The organism is Mycobacterium sp. 5-140-3-2 (assembly GCF_035666375.1).
GTDB classification, from domain to species: domain Bacteria; phylum Actinomycetota; class Actinomycetes; order Mycobacteriales; family Mycobacteriaceae; genus Mycobacterium; species Mycobacterium intracellulare.
Genome location: NZ_CP142025.1, coordinates 306,094 through 322,868, shown reverse-complemented (window position 1 = coordinate 322,868; position 16,775 = coordinate 306,094). Strand labels below are relative to the sequence as shown.

At 67.7% G+C, this 16,775-nt stretch carries 16 protein-coding genes and 1 pseudogene; 9 read left to right on the top strand and 8 right to left on the bottom strand.

Going from position 1 to position 16,775, the window contains the following annotated elements; genetic code table 11:
• Window positions 1–56: 56 nt before the first annotated feature.
• A pseudogene (locus P6281_RS01590) lies at window positions 57–1,106 on the bottom strand (DUF222 domain-containing protein); the annotation flags it as partial.
• Window positions 1,107–1,265: 159 nt separating this feature from the next.
• On the opposite strand from P6281_RS01590, the gene P6281_RS01585 reads away from it, so the two are divergent.
• Complete coding sequence (locus P6281_RS01585; RefSeq protein WP_009956696.1) at window positions 1,266–1,631, top strand: hypothetical protein; 366 nt, start codon at window positions 1,266–1,268, stop codon at window positions 1,629–1,631.
• A 16-nt stretch (window positions 1,632–1,647) separates the two neighbouring features.
• On the opposite strand, the gene P6281_RS01580 is transcribed toward P6281_RS01585, so the two are convergent.
• From P6281_RS01580 to P6281_RS01560, 5 genes are all read right to left on the bottom strand, one after another.
• Complete coding sequence (locus P6281_RS01580) at window positions 1,648–2,883, bottom strand: cytochrome P450 (RefSeq protein ID WP_202349655.1); 1,236 nt, start codon at window positions 2,881–2,883, stop codon at window positions 1,648–1,650.
• 42 nt (window positions 2,884–2,925) lie between these two features.
• A complete protein-coding gene (locus P6281_RS01575; protein ID WP_202349654.1) occupies window positions 2,926–3,831 on the bottom strand; it encodes a haloalkane dehalogenase in 906 nt (301 codons plus the stop codon).
• A 1-nt stretch (window position 3,832) separates the two neighbouring features.
• Complete coding sequence (locus P6281_RS01570) at window positions 3,833–4,318, bottom strand: NUDIX domain-containing protein (RefSeq protein ID WP_014381661.1); 486 nt, start codon at window positions 4,316–4,318, stop codon at window positions 3,833–3,835.
• A 6-nt stretch (window positions 4,319–4,324) separates the two neighbouring features.
• Window positions 4,325–5,680: a WS/DGAT/MGAT family O-acyltransferase gene (locus tag P6281_RS01565; protein WP_202349653.1), complete on the bottom strand. Its 1,356-nt coding sequence runs from the start codon at window positions 5,678–5,680 to the stop codon at window positions 4,325–4,327.
• Window positions 5,681–5,842: 162 nt separating this feature from the next.
• Window positions 5,843–6,700, bottom strand: coding sequence for an SDR family NAD(P)-dependent oxidoreductase (locus P6281_RS01560; RefSeq protein ID WP_043955575.1), 858 nt, complete (start codon window positions 6,698–6,700; stop codon window positions 5,843–5,845).
• Window positions 6,701–6,814: 114 nt separating this feature from the next.
• On the opposite strand from P6281_RS01560, the gene P6281_RS01555 reads away from it, so the two are divergent.
• The 4 genes from P6281_RS01555 to P6281_RS01540 are packed head-to-tail and all read left to right on the top strand — an operon-like array spanning window position 6,815 to window position 9,763.
• Window positions 6,815–7,900, top strand: coding sequence for an NAD(P)H-dependent amine dehydrogenase family protein (locus P6281_RS01555; protein WP_036458098.1), 1,086 nt, complete (start codon window positions 6,815–6,817; stop codon window positions 7,898–7,900).
• On the top strand, window positions 7,897–8,388 hold the full coding sequence (locus tag P6281_RS01550; RefSeq protein WP_014381658.1) for a VOC family protein: 492 nt from the start codon (window positions 7,897–7,899) through the stop codon (window positions 8,386–8,388). The genes P6281_RS01555 and P6281_RS01550 overlap by 4 nt, the downstream gene beginning before the upstream one ends.
• Window positions 8,385–9,158 (top strand): SDR family NAD(P)-dependent oxidoreductase, encoded by a 774-nt coding sequence (locus P6281_RS01545; RefSeq protein ID WP_014381657.1) that lies wholly within the window; start codon window positions 8,385–8,387, stop codon window positions 9,156–9,158. The genes P6281_RS01550 and P6281_RS01545 overlap by 4 nt, the downstream gene beginning before the upstream one ends.
• Complete coding sequence (locus P6281_RS01540) at window positions 9,155–9,763, top strand: TetR/AcrR family transcriptional regulator (RefSeq protein WP_009956709.1); 609 nt, start codon at window positions 9,155–9,157, stop codon at window positions 9,761–9,763. The genes P6281_RS01545 and P6281_RS01540 overlap by 4 nt, the downstream gene beginning before the upstream one ends.
• Window positions 9,764–9,767: 4 nt before the next feature.
• Here the strand turns inward: P6281_RS01540 and P6281_RS01535 are convergent, their stop codons facing one another.
• Window positions 9,768–10,757 (bottom strand): D-2-hydroxyacid dehydrogenase family protein, encoded by a 990-nt coding sequence (locus P6281_RS01535; RefSeq protein ID WP_009956710.1) that lies wholly within the window; start codon window positions 10,755–10,757, stop codon window positions 9,768–9,770.
• Between the two features lie 54 nt (window positions 10,758–10,811).
• On the opposite strand from P6281_RS01535, the gene P6281_RS01530 reads away from it, so the two are divergent.
• Window positions 10,812–11,690 carry a PfkB family carbohydrate kinase gene (locus P6281_RS01530; RefSeq protein ID WP_014383665.1) on the top strand — a complete coding sequence of 293 codons (879 nt, stop codon included), beginning with the start codon at window positions 10,812–10,814 and terminating at the stop codon, window positions 11,688–11,690.
• On the opposite strand, the gene P6281_RS01525 is transcribed toward P6281_RS01530, so the two are convergent.
• Window positions 11,680–13,113: a short-chain fatty acyl-CoA regulator family protein gene (locus tag P6281_RS01525; RefSeq protein ID WP_139826584.1), complete on the bottom strand. Its 1,434-nt coding sequence runs from the start codon at window positions 13,111–13,113 to the stop codon at window positions 11,680–11,682. The genes P6281_RS01530 and P6281_RS01525 overlap by 11 nt on opposite strands.
• Window positions 13,114–13,223: 110 nt before the next feature.
• Between P6281_RS01525 and prpD the strand changes: the two genes are divergently transcribed.
• Genes prpD through P6281_RS01510 form a run of 3 tightly spaced genes read left to right on the top strand, consistent with a single transcriptional unit; the run spans window position 13,224 to window position 16,770 of the window.
• On the top strand, window positions 13,224–14,729 hold the full coding sequence (gene prpD, locus P6281_RS01520) for a 2-methylcitrate dehydratase PrpD (protein ID WP_014383663.1): 1,506 nt from the start codon (window positions 13,224–13,226) through the stop codon (window positions 14,727–14,729).
• Entirely contained in the window at window positions 14,729–15,646 is a 918-nt protein-coding gene (gene prpB, locus P6281_RS01515) for a methylisocitrate lyase (RefSeq protein ID WP_014383662.1), read from the top strand. The genes prpD and prpB overlap by 1 nt, the downstream gene beginning before the upstream one ends.
• On the top strand, window positions 15,643–16,770 hold the full coding sequence (locus P6281_RS01510) for a bifunctional 2-methylcitrate synthase/citrate synthase (RefSeq protein ID WP_009956716.1): 1,128 nt from the start codon (window positions 15,643–15,645) through the stop codon (window positions 16,768–16,770). The genes prpB and P6281_RS01510 overlap by 4 nt, the downstream gene beginning before the upstream one ends.
• The last annotated feature ends 5 nt before the right edge of the window (window positions 16,771–16,775 follow it).

The window sequence follows — 16,775 nt, the reverse complement described above, 5'->3', positions numbered from 1 at the left end:
AACGGCGGTCCGATCTTGGACCACCCCGGACTTACACAGATGGAATGACACGCCCGATGCAACCGGTGGTGATAGGGGCAGACCAGCACCAGGTTGGCCAACTCGGTGGGCCCACCGTCTTCCCAATGCCACAGGTGATGGGCATGCAAACCCCGGGTGGCCCCACAACCGGGCACCACACAGGTGCGGTCGCGGTACTCCAGCGCGCGGCGCAGCCGCCGATTGATCACCCGCGTGGTCCGGCCCGCCCCAATGACCTCACCCTCGCGTTCAAACCACACCTCACAGGTGGCATCACAAGTCAGCAAGCGGCGCTCGGCATCCGAGAGCAGCGGACCCAGATGCAGCCCCGCCACGCGGCGCCCCACATCGAGGTGGGCCACCACCGTGGTGTGCTGCCCATGCGGGCGCCGAGTCGCCTCGACGTCCCATCCCGCCTCCACCAGACGCATCAACGCATCGACCGTACTCGGCAACGGCGGCCGCTGATCGGATGCACCCGCGCCGTTTGCGTGATCGTGTTTCCACTGCGCGGTCAACGCCTCACGATGCGCGGCCAGCGCCGCATCGAACTTCGCCGCATCATGATGGCCCAGCGCGATCCGATAACAACTGCCCCACTCATCGCAGGACTTGGTGAACGAGGGCTCGGGCTCGGGCTCGGGCCGCGGACCGGGGTCGGGTCGCGGTTCCAGCTTGACCGCGGTACGCAACTGACTGACCGTCGCCACCGCGGCCAGCTCCGCATAATGCCCATCGGATCCCTCACCCGCGCGGGCGGCGATCACCCCGACCTGATCGGCCGACAGCCGACCCTCCCGCATGCCGGCGGTGCAGCGCGGGAACTCCTCGAGCCTGCCCGCAATCGCGGCCAGCGTGTGCGCGTTGGCCGACGAACAGCCCAACTTCCAGGCCACCAACGCCGGCACCGAGCGCGCCCCGGTCACACCACACAACCCCTCACGATCAATCTCGGCCACGATCTCCACGATGCGCCCATCAATCGCATTGCGCTGACCCGCCAACTCCGCCAACTCCCCGAACAGCACCTCAAGGCGGTCACTCGCAGTGACCACCACAGCGTCAGCGGACGCGGTCGACGACATGACCACATCATCACAACCACCACCGACAAAACCCGGCCACCCAAACAACGCCCGCCCACCCGAAGCTCAACCCAAAAGCCAACCTGTGGAAGAACTTCCAACTGTGGATAACTTCGAATGCACACGTTTAACGCCCGCCGAAGCGGGCACGCGGCCCGTATGTCAGTCACAGCGTTTCAAGACCTGCCGTTGGCCGACCGCGACCGGAAATGGGACGGTGGCGCCGCGGAGAAACGGGTCCGCAAGTGGGCCGGCGCCGAGGAGGCCCCGAACCAGAAGTACCGCGACGCCCACGTCTGGTACGACGGCGACAAAAAGGACAATTTCACCGGCTACAAGCTGCTGATCGCCGACGTCATCGGAGGAACCCTCAAGGCGGTGCCGCGCGGGGTGATGGCCGCCGGCGCGATCATGGACGGCGCGCGCGGCGGCATCGACGTGCCGCACTCCGATGTCGATCGGGTCAAAAGCCACCTGGCGAAGTACTACAGGAAGATGGACGAAAGCCCTCCCTGGGAGCGCTGAACCCTGGGAGCGCCGATCAGATCGCGAGCGTCAGGCGCGACAGTCCGCGCAGCGTGACGTTGGTCTTGTACTGCGGTTCGCCGTCCAACCGGGCGTTCGGGAAACGCGCGGCGACCGCCGCCAGCGCCACGCTGGCCTCCAGCCGGGCCAACGGCGCACCCAGGCAGTAATGCGCCCCGCGGCCGAATCCCAAGTGCCGCAGGTTCTTCCGATCCGGATCGAACACATCGGGCCGGTCGTATTCGGCGGGGTCACGGTTGGCGCCGGCGAGCAGCAGCATCATGACATCACCCGCGGGCACCTCGACTCCCCCAATCACCATGTCGGCGAGCGCAATTCGACCAGCCAGCTGCACGGGCGGGTCGTAGCGCAGGGTCTCCTCCACGATCGCGGGCGCTCGGTCGGCGTCGGCGCCCAGGGCTGCCCACTGACCTGGGTTGCGCAGCATGGCCAACACGGCGTTCCCGATGAGGTTCACCGTGGTCTCGTGACCCGCGATGAGCAGCAGGTTGCAGGTCGAGACGATCTCTTCCTCGGTCAGTTGATCCCCCGACTCCTCCACGGCGATCAACCCCGACAGCAGGTCCTCACCGGGTCGTGACCGGCGCTTGTCGATCAGGCCGTGGAAGTAATCACGCAGCCACGTACCGGCCTGTTGTCGCTCATTGGCGACTTCCGCCGGCACGCCGGTGATCGTCGAAAACGGGTCCAGCGCCTGGGCGAGCAACGCCGACGCGCGGCTGAACTGCGGCTCGTCCTCGAGGGGCACACCGAGCAACCGGCAGATGACCGCGACCGGCAGGGGATAGGCGAAATCCTCGACGACTTCGAACTGGCCCTTCTCGGCGACCCGGTCGAGCAATCCGTCGACCAGCGAGCGGATGTCGGGTTGCAGCGCGCTCACCACCCTCGGCGCGAACGCCTTGCTGACCAGCTTGCGCAGCCGGGTGTGATCGGGCGGGTCGAGGAACAAAAATCCCGGCGGGCCCTGCCTGGGCGGCGCGGTGCCGGCCTCGGCCTGCCGCTTCGCGACCGTCGAGTTGGCGTTCTCGCTGCTCGACGACGGGTGCCGCAACACCTCGTCGCAGTCGCGGTAGCTCAAGAAGACCGCCAGGTTGGCGTCGGGCAGCTGCAACGGCCCGCGGTCGCGGAACTGCGCGCACAGCCGATACGGGTCGGCCCGGTTGGCGGGGTCCAGCAGCTGCAGCAATAGCCCCTGGGATTCGGTGGCTTCGGTGGGCGCGGTCGTCATCCTGACATTGTGCCCGCCCCCGATCCGCCGGGCCGCGCCCGTTCAGCGGCGCAGGAACGCCACAATATGGCGGGCCAGTTCTTCGCCGGCATCCTCCTGCAGGAAATGTCCGGCGCCGCGGATCACCGGGTGGTCGATCCCCTGCGCGCCGCGCATCTCGCGCTGAAAGATCGCGGCCATCGGCCCGGTGATGGGGTCGCTGTCACTGAAGGCAACCAGCATCGGCGTCGGACCCACCGACAGCTTTGCCCACGCGGCCTTGTTGGCCGCCGCGGCGGGATCGTCCGGAGAGGTGGGCACCAGCCCGGGCATGGCCCGGGGGCCGATGCAGTACTCGTCAGCGGGAAACGGCGCGTCGTAGCCCGCGCGTTCGGCATCGCTCATCGGCCGGCGACAGCCGCCCTGCACAAACGCGCCGATGTCGAGCGCCGGCGCCGACGTGATGGCCTCCCGGAAGCGCCACCAGATGTCGGCCATCGGCTGGTCCCCGTTCGGAAGCCCGGTGTTGGCGACGACGATCCGGGCAAACCGCTCGGGATGCTCTGCGGCGAGCCGCAATCCGATCAGCCCGCCCCAGTCCTGACCGACCAGGGTGACGTTGCGGAGGTCGAGGACATCGAACGCCAGCGCGCGCATCCATTCGACGTGGCGCGCATAGCTGTGGTCGTCGAGCCGGGTCGGCTTGTCCGAACGGCCGAAACCCACCAGGTCCGGGCAGACGACGCGGTGACCGTCGGCGACCAGTATCGGAATCATCTTGCGGTACAGGTACGACCACGACGGCTCGCCGTGCAGCATGAGAACCGGATCCGCATCTCCTGGTCCGTCTTCGATCCAGGCCACGCGCAGCGCACCGCCATCATCGTCGGGCAGTTCGCAATACCTTGGCGCATAAGGGAAACCAGGAATCTCGTCGAACCGCTCGTCGGGTGTGCGCAGTGTCTGCATGTCAGGTCCCTTCGGATAGTCCGGCCACAGCAGGATCCGCCATCAAGCGGTCGAGAAAACCGTGCTGGCCCTTCAGCAGCTTGGTGCGCGCCGCCCCCACCGCGAACCAGCCCACCCGATCGACCTCGGGAAACTGCCGCAGCGTGCCCGACCCCTTTGGCCACTCCAGTTCGAACGTGTTGCTGCGCGCGTCGGTGATGTCGAGGTCGCTGTGCACGGCGAAGGCGGTCACCACCTTGGCGCCGGATTGTTTCAGCTGACCGAGGTCGACACGCGGCCCGGCCGGCACCGGCAACCCCAGCTCCTCGGCGAACTCGCGCTGCGCGGCCGCCCAGGGATCCTCCCCGTCGGCGTACTCGCCTTTCGGGATCGACCACGCGCCGTCGTCCTTGCGGGCCCAGAACGGCCCACCCGGGTGTGCGAGCAAGACCTCGACGACGCCGTCGCAGGTCCGGTACAGCATCACACCCGCGCTCAGCTTTGCCATCGACTTCTATTCTCCCACAGCGCGTTCCAGATCCTTGAGCGAGGATTCCAGATGCGCGAGCAGGCGCTGCAGGTGCGGCACGCTGCGCCGGCACCCCACCAGACCGAAGTCCAGATTGCCGGCGTTGCTGGCCAGGGTGATGTTCAGCGCCTGGCCGTCCAGCGCGATGGACAGCGGATAGTTGCCGTCGAGCCGCGCTCCCCCGTAGTAGATCGGCTGCGTGGGCCCCGGCACGTTCGAAATGATGATGTTGAAAGGCGGCGACGTCGACGCCACCCAGCCGGGCACCGCCGCCAACGCCAGCGCCGAGGTGTTGACGGCGGACAGCGCCAGCGCCTGAAGCCGCGGCAACTGCGAGAAGACCTTCTTGTTGCTGCACATCGAATCGCTGATGGTCAGCAGACGCTGCGCGGGATCGTCGGTGTCGGTCGCGAGGTTGCACAGGATGGCTCCGACCATGTTGCCACCGGCGTCGGCCTCTTCCTCGGTGCGCAGGCTCACCGGGACCATCGCGATCAGCGGCGTGTCCGGCAGCGCGTTCTGCTCGAGGAGGTAATAGCGCAGGGCCCCCGAACACATCGCCAAGACGACGTCGTTCACCGTGACGCCGGCGGCCCGCTTCACGCTTTTGATGCGGTCCAGCGACCAGGACTGCGCGGCGCAGCGGCGAGCGCCGCCGATCTTGACGTTCAGCATGGTCTTTGGCGCGCCGAACGGCAACGTCAGCTGCTGCTCGAGTAGCGCGGCGCGCGCCAGTCCTACCGTCGAGGGAGCAAGTGCCGCAAGGGATCCCGCCGCACGGGCCAATGAACCCAAGCGAGACGACGGGCTGGATCTGCGCTTGGGTTTGCTCAGGCTCCACGGGGCGCGGATCTCGGGGTCGTCGGGGTCGGTGGACAGCGCGCGCTGCATCAGCTTCTGCGCCGAGACGCCGTCGATCAGTGCATGGTGCACCTTGGTGTAGATGGCGAACCGGCCGTCCTTGAGGCCTTCGACGATGTGCGTCTCCCACAACGGGCGATGACGGTCCAGCAGGGTGCTGTGCCACCGCGACGTCAGCTCGAGCAGTTCGCGGACCCGTTTGGGTGACGGCAGCGCCGAACGCCGGACGTGATAGTCGACATCGATGTCGTCGTCATACGACCACCCCAGGTTCGCGATGCCGCCGACGAACTTCGCGGGATGCTTGCGAAACGTGGGTTGGAACTCCCGCTGAGCGGTCAGTTGCTTGTGCAGCTCACGGGCGAAGCCTCGCCCGGCGCCCGGCGGGGGCTCGAACAACTGCAAGCCTCCGACGTGCATGGGATGTTCGCGAGACTCTCCCAGGAGAAAGATCGCGTCGGTGGGCATCATCAGTTCCATCCACCCATTAGACCGCGACTGACGCCGCTGTGTGCATGTCTGCCCAGATCGGCGACGAGCCGACTCGCCGCCGGTCGGTCGCGGTGACCGCGACCGCGGCAGTGGGGCGGACGGTGATCGCGCGAGTCCCGTTGTCCCAGAAGGGTTCCAGCTACCAGCCGGTCACAACAGGTCGGTGATCGTCTTCAGCCCCGCGTCATAGAGCACACCGGGCAGCATCCCGCCGTCACATTCGATGGTGGTGCCGTTGACGAAGTCGGCCTGCCCGCCCGCGAGAAACACGCACAGCCGCCCCACCTCCGCGGGCTCGCCGGCGCGGCGCAGCGGAACGGCGGCGAAGTACCTCTCGCCGGTCGGATCGTCCTTGGGCAGCACAAACGACCGGAAGTTTTCCGTCATCGTCGGGCCCAACGCCACGCAGTTGACGCGGACCTTCGGCCCCCACTCCTCGGCCAGGGATCGGGTGAGGTGGTTGAGGCCGCTTTTGGCCGCGCCGTAGGAGACCAGCGTCGGCGATCCCGCCGGATGTCCCGCGCCGCTGGAGATGTTGATGATGCAACCGACGCCGTCCTGGGTCTGCATCTGCCGATAGGCGCGGATCGCGAACCACAGCGGGCTGATCAGGTTCATCTGCACCGCGAACGCATGGAACAGGGCGGTGCGCGCGTATTCGTCGTCGCTGGCGGGCGCGCCCTGAATGCGTTGCACCAGTTCGGGAATGCTCTCGACGTGCGGCGCCGGAACGGTGCCGCCGGCGTTGTTCACCAGGATGTCGACACGGCCGTGGGCGGCCACGACGTCCGCGACGAACGAGTCGATCGACCGATAGTCACCCTGATCGCAGACCCTCTGGAAAGCGCGCGGCGCCCAGTCTTTTTCGATGCCGGGGAGGCCATCGAGCGGCGAACGCGAGCAGCCGATGACGGTCGCGCCCGCCCGCAGCAGCTCGTGGGCGATGCCGACGCCCACGCCGCGGCTGGTGCCGGTCACGATCGCGATCTTCCCGTCGAGGACGCTCATCAACAGACCCTTCCCGAAGTAGGCGACCATTGACAGTCACTGTCAGCAAGTCATAGCCTGCCATTTTGTTCGCCGATGTGTAAAGGTCGCGCACCGCAGTCCGGGAGGTCAATGATGAGTAGCCCGTCCAAACTTCGTGTCATCCAGTGGGCGACCGGCGGTGTGGGTAAGGCGGCGATCCAGTGCGTCCTCAATCACCCACAGCTGGAACTCGTCGGGTGCTGGGTGCACAGCGCGGACAAGAACGGTGTCGACGTCGGGCGGATCATCGGCACCCAGGATCTCGGCGTCACGGCCACCACCAGCGCCGACGAGGTGCTGGCGCTGGACGCCGACTGCGTCATGTACAGCCCGCTGATCCCCAACGACGACGAGGTCATCGCGATCCTGCGGTCCGGCAAGAACGTCGTCACACCGGTCGGCTGGGTCTACCCCGACCCGGCCAACCCGCGCCACCAGGCCGTCGCCGACGCTGCGGCGGAAAGCGGTGTCACGCTGCATGGTTCGGGGATTCACCCCGGGGGCATCACGGAGCGATTCCCGCTCATGGTGTCCTCGTTGTCGTCGGCGATCACGCACGTGCGCGCCGAGGAGTTCTCCGACATCCGCACCTACAACGCACCCGACGTGGTCCGCCACATCATGGGATTCGGCGGCACGCCCGAGGAGGCCACCCAGGGGCCGATGGCCGGACTGCTCGACGGGGGCTTCAAGCAGTCGGTGCGGATGATCGCCGATCACATGGGTTTTCGCATCGACCCCAACATCAGGACCATCCAAGATGTCGCCGTGGCGACCGCGGAGATCGACTACGGCCCCTTCCCGATCGCCGTCGGCACCGTGGCGGCGCGCCGCTTCCGCTGGCAAGCGCTGGTCGATGGCGAGCCGGTCATCACCGCGGCGGTCAACTGGCTGATGGGCGAGGAAAACCTCGATCCCGCCTGGGATTTCGGTGGGCGCGGCGAACGCTTCGAGGTCGACATCACCGGCGACCCCGACGTGAGCCTCACCTTCAAGGGGCTGCAGCCGGAGACGATCGCCGAAGGGCTGATCAAGAATCCCGGCGTCGTGGTCACCGCCAACCACTGCATCAACGCCGTTCCCGACGTCTGCGCCGCCGAACCGGGCATCAAGACCTACCTCGATCTGCCGTTGTTCGCCGGCCGCCCGGCCCCGAATCTCGCGGCGGGCAGGCCATGACCCTCGACGACGTGTCGTTCTGTCACCTCGTCGTCGGCGTCACCGACATGGACCGCGCACTGGCGTTCTACCGCGACGTCCTGGGCATGGACGTGGTCTTCGAAACGCTCATCTCCGGAGAGCCTTTCGATGCGGTGTTGCACGCGACCCGCAAGCAGGAGGGGCGGGTCGTCGGCGGGCTGCTGGGCGGGTTGATGATCGAGCTGCTGTCGATCGGCAGCAAGCCGACCGAACACAAACCGCGACGGGGCATCACCGGGATCCACAACGTCTCGCTGTCGGTGCCCGACCTCGACGACACCCATCGCCGCATCGTCTCCGCCGGTTACACCCCCGACCAGGATCCCTTCGAGATCGGCGGTGTCCGAATGTTTTTCGTCAAGGATCCGGACGGGACGCCGGTGGAGTTCATCGAACTGCCCAACGGCGCGCGGAGCACCTACGAACTGCACCGGGGCGTGGCGCTACAGATGGGACCCGCCGAATGAGCTACAGCCACCCCGATTCGATGCGCGGGCACGTCGCGATCGTCACCGGCGCCGCCCAGGGCGTCGGCAAGGGCGTGGCCACCGCGTTGCTCGAACGCGGCGCGGCGGTGCTGCTGGTCGACATCCAGGAGGAGGCCCTCGAGGCGACCACCACCGAACTCAGGGCGATCGGACGGGTCGAACGGCTCGTCGCCGACCTGCGCGACCCCGACAGTGCGCCGCGGATCGCGACCGCCGCGATCGACGCCTTCGGTACCGTGCACGGCCTGGTGAACAACGCGATCGCCACCAACGAGCCCAAGGCGTTCGTCGACATCACCACCGAAGACCTCGCGCTCGGCTACGACGTCGGCCCTCGGGCGACCTTCCTGCTCATGCAGGCCGTGCACCCGCTGATGGTCAGGGAGGGCGGCGGGTCGATCGTCAACCTCGGCTCCGGGACGGGTACCGGCGGCGAGCCCAAGTGGGGCGGGTACGCGGCCGCCAAGGAAGGCATCCGCGGGCTGTCCAAGGTCGCGGCGCTCGAATGGGGACGCGATAACATCCGCGTCAACGTCATCTGCCCATTCGCCGAGTCGGACGGCGTCAAGTACTGGAAGTCGTTCGCGCCCAAGGAATACGAGAAGGCCGTGGGCCGCGTCCCGATGAAGCGCATCGGCGACGTCCGCACCGACGTGGGCGCGCTGGTGGCGTTCCTGCTCGGCAGTGACGCGACGTTCATCACCGGGCAGACCATCCACGTCGACGGCGGGATCGGCTGCTTCCGGTGACCTCGCCCACCCGACCAGAGTCGCTCCGCGATCGGCAGCGCGCGCAGATCCGCGCCGACATCCGGCGCGCGGCGTTCCGGCTGTTCGTGGAGCGCGGGTATGACGCGGTGACGACGGAGGAAATCGCCACGGCCGCAGGCGTTTCCCCGCGCACCTTCTTCCGCCACGTGCCGGCGAAGGAGGAGCTGCTGCTTGCGCCGGTGCGCTATGGCGGCGCCGCGATAGTCAACCTCCTCGAAGGCCGCCCGGCCGCCGAACCACCCGACATCGCGCTGATCAACGCCATCGTCACCCGCACCCGCTCGTTCGAGCAGGCCGACACCGAGGAATGGCGCGAAGCCCTGCTGGTGGCCCCCGACCTGCTCGACAAGGTCACGGTGCACCGGCCCGCCGACAAGGACCGGGCGACCAAACTCATCGCCGAACGAATGGGCGTCAACGCCGACGCCGATCTGCGTCCCGGCTTGCTGGTCCAACTGGCCTTCGCGGCGGCGGATTTCGCCTTCCAGCAATGGGTACGACAATCGGGAAAGCCGCGGCCACTCGACCGCTACGTCACCGAGGCTCTCGACGCGGTCAAAAGCCCGCACTGGAAACGGAAGTGAGCGGTCAGCGTCGGTGCAACACCTCGGGATTGGCGATCCGAACGGGCGTCCCGTCCAGCCATGCCACCACTGACTCCACGGTGTCGGAGTAGAAGGCGCCGAGCATCTCGCGGGTGACGTACCCCAGGTGAGGAGACAGCGTCACATTCGGCAGCCGCCGCAACCGGTGATCGCCGGGCAGCGGTTCGACGTCGTACACGTCCAGCCCGGCACCGGCGATGCGCCCCGACTCCAACGCCGCGAGCAGCGCAGCCTCGTCGACGATCGGACCCCGCGACGTGTTGATCAGGTAGGCGTGCGGCTGCATCAAGGCCAGCTCGGACGCGCCGACCAGCCCCCGGGTGCGCTCCGAGAGCACCACATGGATGGAGACCACGTCGGAGGCAGCGAACAGCTCCGACTTCTGCACGCGCCGGGCCCCCACGCTCGCGGCGGTGTCCGCGGTGAGATTTTGGCTCCACGCGATCACGTCCATGCCGAACGCCTTGGCATACTCGGCCATTCGTCTGCCGACCCTGCCCAGACCGAGCAGGCCGAGCGTCTTGCCCGCCAGCGTCATACCTGCGGCGCTCTGCCAACCGCCGTCGCGCATGTTGCGATGCTCTTCGGCGAGATTGCGCACCGTCGCGATCATCAGGCCCCACGCGAGTTCCGGCGTCGCATCGCGCATTGCCCTGAATCGGGGATGCGCGAAATCGGAGTGAGCGACCAGGATCCCGTGCTCGGTGGCGGCGGCCAGGTCCAGGTTCGGCAGGCTCCTGCCGACGATGGTGATCAGTTTCAGGTTCGGCAGCCGCGCGATGAGGGTCGACGGAAACGCCATCCGCTCGCGCAGGGTGCACACCACGTCGAACGGCCGCAGCGCTTCGGCGGCCGCGTCCTCGGAGAGGTGGCGATCGAAAACGGTTACCTCCGAGCGTGTCTGCACGGGCGACCAGTCGGCGACCCGCAACGCCACTCCCGCGTAGTCGTCGAGTACCGCGACCTTGGGCATGGCTCACTCGATCATCGCGTTGCCGTGCCCGTCAAGACCGGGCACTGTGGACCCATGGGCGTTGTCGTGATCGGCCAGATCGCACGCGATCTGGTGCTGCGTACCGATGGGCCGCCGACGACCGACGATTCCACCACGGTCCTGCAGCGCAAGGAGCTGCTGGGCGGCAAGGGCGCCAATCAGGCGGTCGGCCTGGCGCAGCTGGGTGTACCGGTCGCCCTCATCGCGGTGGCCGGTGACGACGACGCGGGGACGTCGATCCTGGCGCAGGCCCAACGGGACGGCATCGACGTCGGCGGCGTCGCGCGTCGCGGCACCACGGCGCTGTTGATCGATGTGGTCCCAAAACCGCCGGAACGCATGCTCCTCGAAGACGTGCCCGAAAGCTCGCTGATCCAAGTCGCCGACCTCGATCGGTCCGTGTTCGACACCGCCGACACCGTTTCCATTCAGCTGCAGCAGCCGCCGGCCACCGCGTTGGAAGCCGCGCAACGCGCTCGGCGGCGGGGTCTGCGCGTCGTGGCCGACGGCGCGCCCGCCGAGCACATTCGGGCCGACCTGCTCGCGGCGGTCGACGTGATCCGCGCCGACGCCACGGAAGCCTCGCTCATCGCGGGCCGGGAGATCGGCACGGCGGCGCAGGCGCGCGAGCTGGCCGACCGCCTGTTGGCCTGCGGTCCGGGACTGGTCGCCCTCGCGGTTCCGAAGGTCGGTGACCTGGTGGCGTGGGACGGTGGCAGCCGGCTCTTCGAATTCGCCGACGTCGACGTGGTGGATCCGACCGGCGCGGGCGACGCGTTCGTGGCCGGGCTGATCGCCGCGCTGCGTGATGGCGCCGCACCACCGGAGGCCGGCGAGCTTGCGGCCGCGGCCGCCAGCGCCACCGTTCAGCGCCTCGGCGGCCGGCCCGACCTGACCGCGCTCAAGGCGTGATCGCCGGCGGATACGGCAGATCGGTGCTGCTGTGGGGGTCGACGTACACCGGATGGCCGAGGTATGGGAACGCGCGTTGCGGGCACGCGGGCCGGTCGCAGATCTTGCAGCCGGCGCCGATCGGCACGATCGACTCGGCGTCGCCCAAATCGATGCCGACGGAGTAGATCAGCTTCTCCGCGTGCGCGACGTCACACCCCAGTCCGATGGCGAAACTCTTGTCCGGGCCGAGGTATCGGCTCGGCTCCGTCGTGGTGGTTCGCGCGACCCAGAAGTAGGTGCGCTCGTCGGGCATCTGCGCGACTTGGGTCAGAAACTGGCCGGGCCGCGAGAACGCGTGGTGGACCACCCACAGCGGACAGTTGCCGCCGACGCGTGAGAAGTGAAAAGCGGTGGCGGACTGGCGTTTAGAGATGTTGCCGGCGCTGTCGGTGCGGACGAAGATGAACGGCACGCCCCGCGCGTTCGGGCGCTGCAGGGTGGACAGCCGGTGGCAGATGGTTTCGAATCCCACCTCGAATCGCCTTGCCAGCTGGTCGATGTCGTAGCGGACGTCCTCGGCGGCCTCGAGGAATCTCAGGTAGGGAAGCAGCAGGGCGCCGGCGAAATAGTTGGCCAGCCCGATGCGCGCCACGCTGCGGGCGTCGTCGCTGAGCTGGTCGTCGCCGGCGATGATCCCGGTGATCAACTTGGCCTGGGTGAGCAGGGCGATCTGGGTGGCGAGTTGAAAGGCACGCTGGCCCGGATGCAGCCACCGAGCCAGGTACAGGGTTTTCGATTCGGGCGCAAACCGGCGTTTGGAGTTGGGATCCAACACCTGACCGTCGTCGATCACCACCGAGACGCCGAGCTGTTCGGCGAGCAGCTCCGCGAGCTGGCCGTCGAGTCCGCCGATTCGCAAGTGGTTCTTGGTGAACAGCTCTTCGGCCGCGAGATCCAGTTCGCCGATGTAGTTCTTGCGGTCGTAGAAGAAATCGCGAACCTCTTCGAACGGCATCGGCTGCTGGGACAGCGACGACGCGTCCGAGACTTCCGAATTCGCGCGACTGTGCAGGGCCTCCAGGTCGGCCGTCGTGTCGTGCAGCCGCCTGTGCAGGTTGACCAGGGTCTGACCGATCGCGGGCATGCGGGCGACGAGCTCCTCGACCTGCCCGGCCGTCGCGGGCGCCTCGGCGAGCACCTCCCGCAGGTCGGAGATCAAGCGGGCGTCGGACTCCGGCGCGAAGTACTGGCTCGGCAGGTCGAATCGTTCGGTGAGCGTGAGCAGTACCGGCACGGTGATCGGGCGCTGGTCGTTTTCCAGCTGGTTGACGTAGCTGGTCGACAGCCCCAGGACGCGGGCCAGCGCCACCTGGGTCAGCCCCAGTTCCTCGCGCAATCGCCGTAGCCGCGCGCCGGCGAACGTCTTCGCCACGGAACCCACCGTACGCCCAACTCCTTTCACAAGATTCGCAAACTGCCGCGGACAAGGACACAAGATTACGCTTTTACAGGGGATTTACGCCGACTTCAGCCCTGCGTACTGTGCGAGTTATGCGCATTCATGATGTTCGAACCCGTCGTAGCGCCGACGACTTCCCCCGCAGTGAACACCTCGCGTGGAAGATCGCCGAGGTCGCGGCCGACCTGGTCGCCGTGCCCGCCGACGTCGAGGCGATGGTGATCAACCGCATCATCGACAACGCCGCCGTCTCGGCCGCCTCGCTGCTCCGCCGGCCGGTGGCGGTCGCGCGGGCTCAGGCGCGGGCGCACCCCGCCGCGGCCAAGGGCGCCAAGGTTTTCGGGATCGAGGGCGACTACTCCCCGGAGTGGGCGGCCTGGGCCAACGGCGTCGCGGTGCGCGAATTGGATTTCCACGACACGTTTCTGGCCGCCGAGTACTCGCATCCCGGTGACAACATTCCCGCCCTGGTGGCGGTGGCGCAGCACCTGGGGATCGGCGGCGCCGACCTGATCCGGGGCATCGCGACCGGCTACGAGATCCAGATCGACCTGGTCAAGGGAATCTGCCTGCACGAGCACAAGATTGACCACGTCGCGCACCTGGGCCCGTCGGTGGCAGCCGGCCTGGGCACGATGTTGGGCCTGGACAAAGAGACCATCTATCAGGCGATCGGCCAGGCGCTGCACCTGACGACGTCGACCCGGCAGTCGCGCAAGGGCCTGATCTCGAGCTGGAAGGCGTACGCGCCCGCCTGGGCGGGCAAGGTCGCCATCGAGGCCGTCGACCGCGCCATGCGCGGTGAGGGCGCGCCGGCCCCGATCTGGGAGGGCGAGGACGGCGTGATCGGCTGGCTGCTTTCGGGGCCCGAGCACACCTATCACGTCCCGCTGCCCGAGCCCGGCGAGCCCAAGCGCGCCATCCTCGACAGCTACACCAAGGAACACTCGGCGGAGTATCAGAGTCAGGCGCTGATCGACCTCGCGCGCCGGATGCGCGAACGGATCGGCGATTTGAACCAGGTCGCGACCATCGTGCTGCACACCAGCCATCACACCCACTACGTGATCGGCACCGGGTCGGGCGATCCGCAGAAGTTCGATCCCGACGCTTCGCGCGAGACGCTGGATCACTCGGTGATGTACATCTTCGCGGTCGCGCTGCAGGACGGCACCTGGCATCACGAGCGCTCGTATGCGCCGCAGCGGGCGCGTCGCCCCGACACCGTCGAGCTGTGGCACAAGATCTCGACGGTCGAGGATCCCGAATGGACCCGGCGCTACCACTCGACCGATCCGGCGGAGAAGGCGTTCGGCGCGCGCGCGGAGGTCACCCTCAAGAACGGCGAGGTCATCGTCGACGAGCTCGCCGTCGCCGACGCTCATCCGCTGGGGGCGCGGCCATTCGAGCGCAAGCAGTACGTCGGGAAGTTCACCGAGCTGGCCGAGGGCGTGGTCGGCGAGGGCGAGCAGCAGCGGTTCCTGTCGGCGGCCGAAGCCCTGGCGGACCTGCAGGCGGGCGCTTTGGGCGCGCTCAACATCACGGTCGCTCCGCTGATTCTCGACAAGGCGCCCGCGATCGGGCCGGGGATTTTCTGATGGGCGGGCTGATCGGCGGGGCCGTTCCGGCGACCGACAAGCGGGCGCGGTTCCGCGACGCGCTGGAGAGCGGTCGGCTGCAACGGTTCCCGGGCGCCTTCTCACCACTGGTGGCCAAGCTCGTCGCCGAGCTCGGGTTCGACGGCGTGTACGTGTCGGGCGCGGCGCTTTCGGCCGACCTCGGCCTGCCCGACATCGGCCTGACCACCCTGACCGAGGTCAGCGGGCGAGGCGCCCAGATCGCGGGGGTGAGCGACCTGCCCACCCTGATCGACGCCGACACCGGCTTCGGTGAGCCGATGAGCGCGGCGCGTACCGTGACGGTGCTCGAGGACGCCGGCCTGGCGGGCTGCCACCTGGAGGACCAGGAAAACCCCAAGCGCTGCGGGCATCTCGACGGCAAGGCCGTGGTGCCGGCCGGCGAGATGATCAAACGGCTGCGGGCCGCCGTCTCCGCGCGCCGCGACCCGAATTTCATCGTCTGCGCCCGCACCGATGCCGCCGGCATCGAGGGGGTGGGGGCGGCGATCGAGCGCGCCAAGGCCTACGCCGACGCGGGTGCGGACCTGATCTTCACCGAAGCCTTGGGCAGCCCAACGGAATTCGAGCGGTTCCGCACCGCGGTGGACACACCCTTGCTGGCCAACATGACCGAGTTCGGCAAGTCGCCGCTGCTGACCACCCAACAGCTGTCCGACATCGGCTACAACGTGGTGATCTACCCCGTCACCACGCTGCGGCTGGCCATGCACGCCGTCGAGGCGGGCCTTCGCGAAATCGCCGAGACCGGAACACAATCCGGCCTGACCGAGCGGATGCAGCACCGCAGCCGCCTCTACGAACTGCTGCGCTACGCCGATTACACCCAATTCGATTCCGACCTCTACAACTTTTCCGTCCAAGGAGTCGCGCCATGAGCACCGTCGAAGACAACAAGCCCCGCATTTACAAAGGCCTGGCCGGCGTCGTCGTCGACACCACCGCCATCTCCAAGGTCGTCCCGGAGACCAACTCGCTGACCTACCGCGGGTACGCCGTGCAGGACCTCGCGGCCACGTGCAGCTTCGAGCAGGTCGCCTACCTGCTGTGGCACGGCGAGTTGCCCGACGAGCAGCAGCTGGCGCTGTTCACCCAGCGGGAACGAGCGGCGCGTCGGCTGAACCGGTCCCAGTTGTCGCTGCTGACCAAGTTGCCCGACACCTGCCACCCCATGGACGTCGTGCGCACCTTCGTCAGCTCGATGGGCGCCGAAGATCCCGATGAGGACGACAACAGCCCGGGGGCCAACTACGCCAAGGCCTTGCGGATGTTCGCGGTGCTGCCCACCGTCGTCGCGGCCGACATGCGCCGCCGGCGCGGACTGGAACCCATCGCGCCCCACAGCCACATGAGCTACGCCCAGAATTTCTTGCACATGTGCTTCGGCGACGTCCCCGAGCAGGTGATCGTCGACGCGTTCGAACAGTCGATGGTGCTCTACGCCGAGCACAGCTTCAACGCCTCCACCTTCGCCGCGCGCGTGGTCACCTCGACCCAGTCCGACATCTACAGCGCGGTCACGGCCGCCATCGGTGCGCTCAAGGGCTCGCTGCACGGCGGGGCCAACGAAGCGGTCATGCACGACATGATCGAAATCGGAAGCGCCGAACGGGCTTCGGAGTGGTTGTCTGGCAAGCTGGATCGCAAAGACAAGATCATGGGCTTCGGTCACCGCGTCTACAAGAACGGCGACTCCCGGGTGCCGACCATGAAGGCGGCGCTCACGCGCGTCGCCGCGGCGCGCGACGGTCAGAGGTGGCTTGACATCTACGAGGTCCTGGAAAAGGGGATGGCCCAAGCCAATGGCATCAAGCCGAACCTGGACTTTCCCACCGGCCCGGCCTATTACCTGATGGGCTTCGACATCGGGGCTTTCACCCCGATTTTCGTGATGAGCCGGATCACCGGATGGACGGCGCACATCATCGAGCAGACCGCGTCGAACGCGTTGATCCGTCCGCTGAGCGAGTATGTCGGACCGCCGCAACGCGCTCTATCGTAAGTACC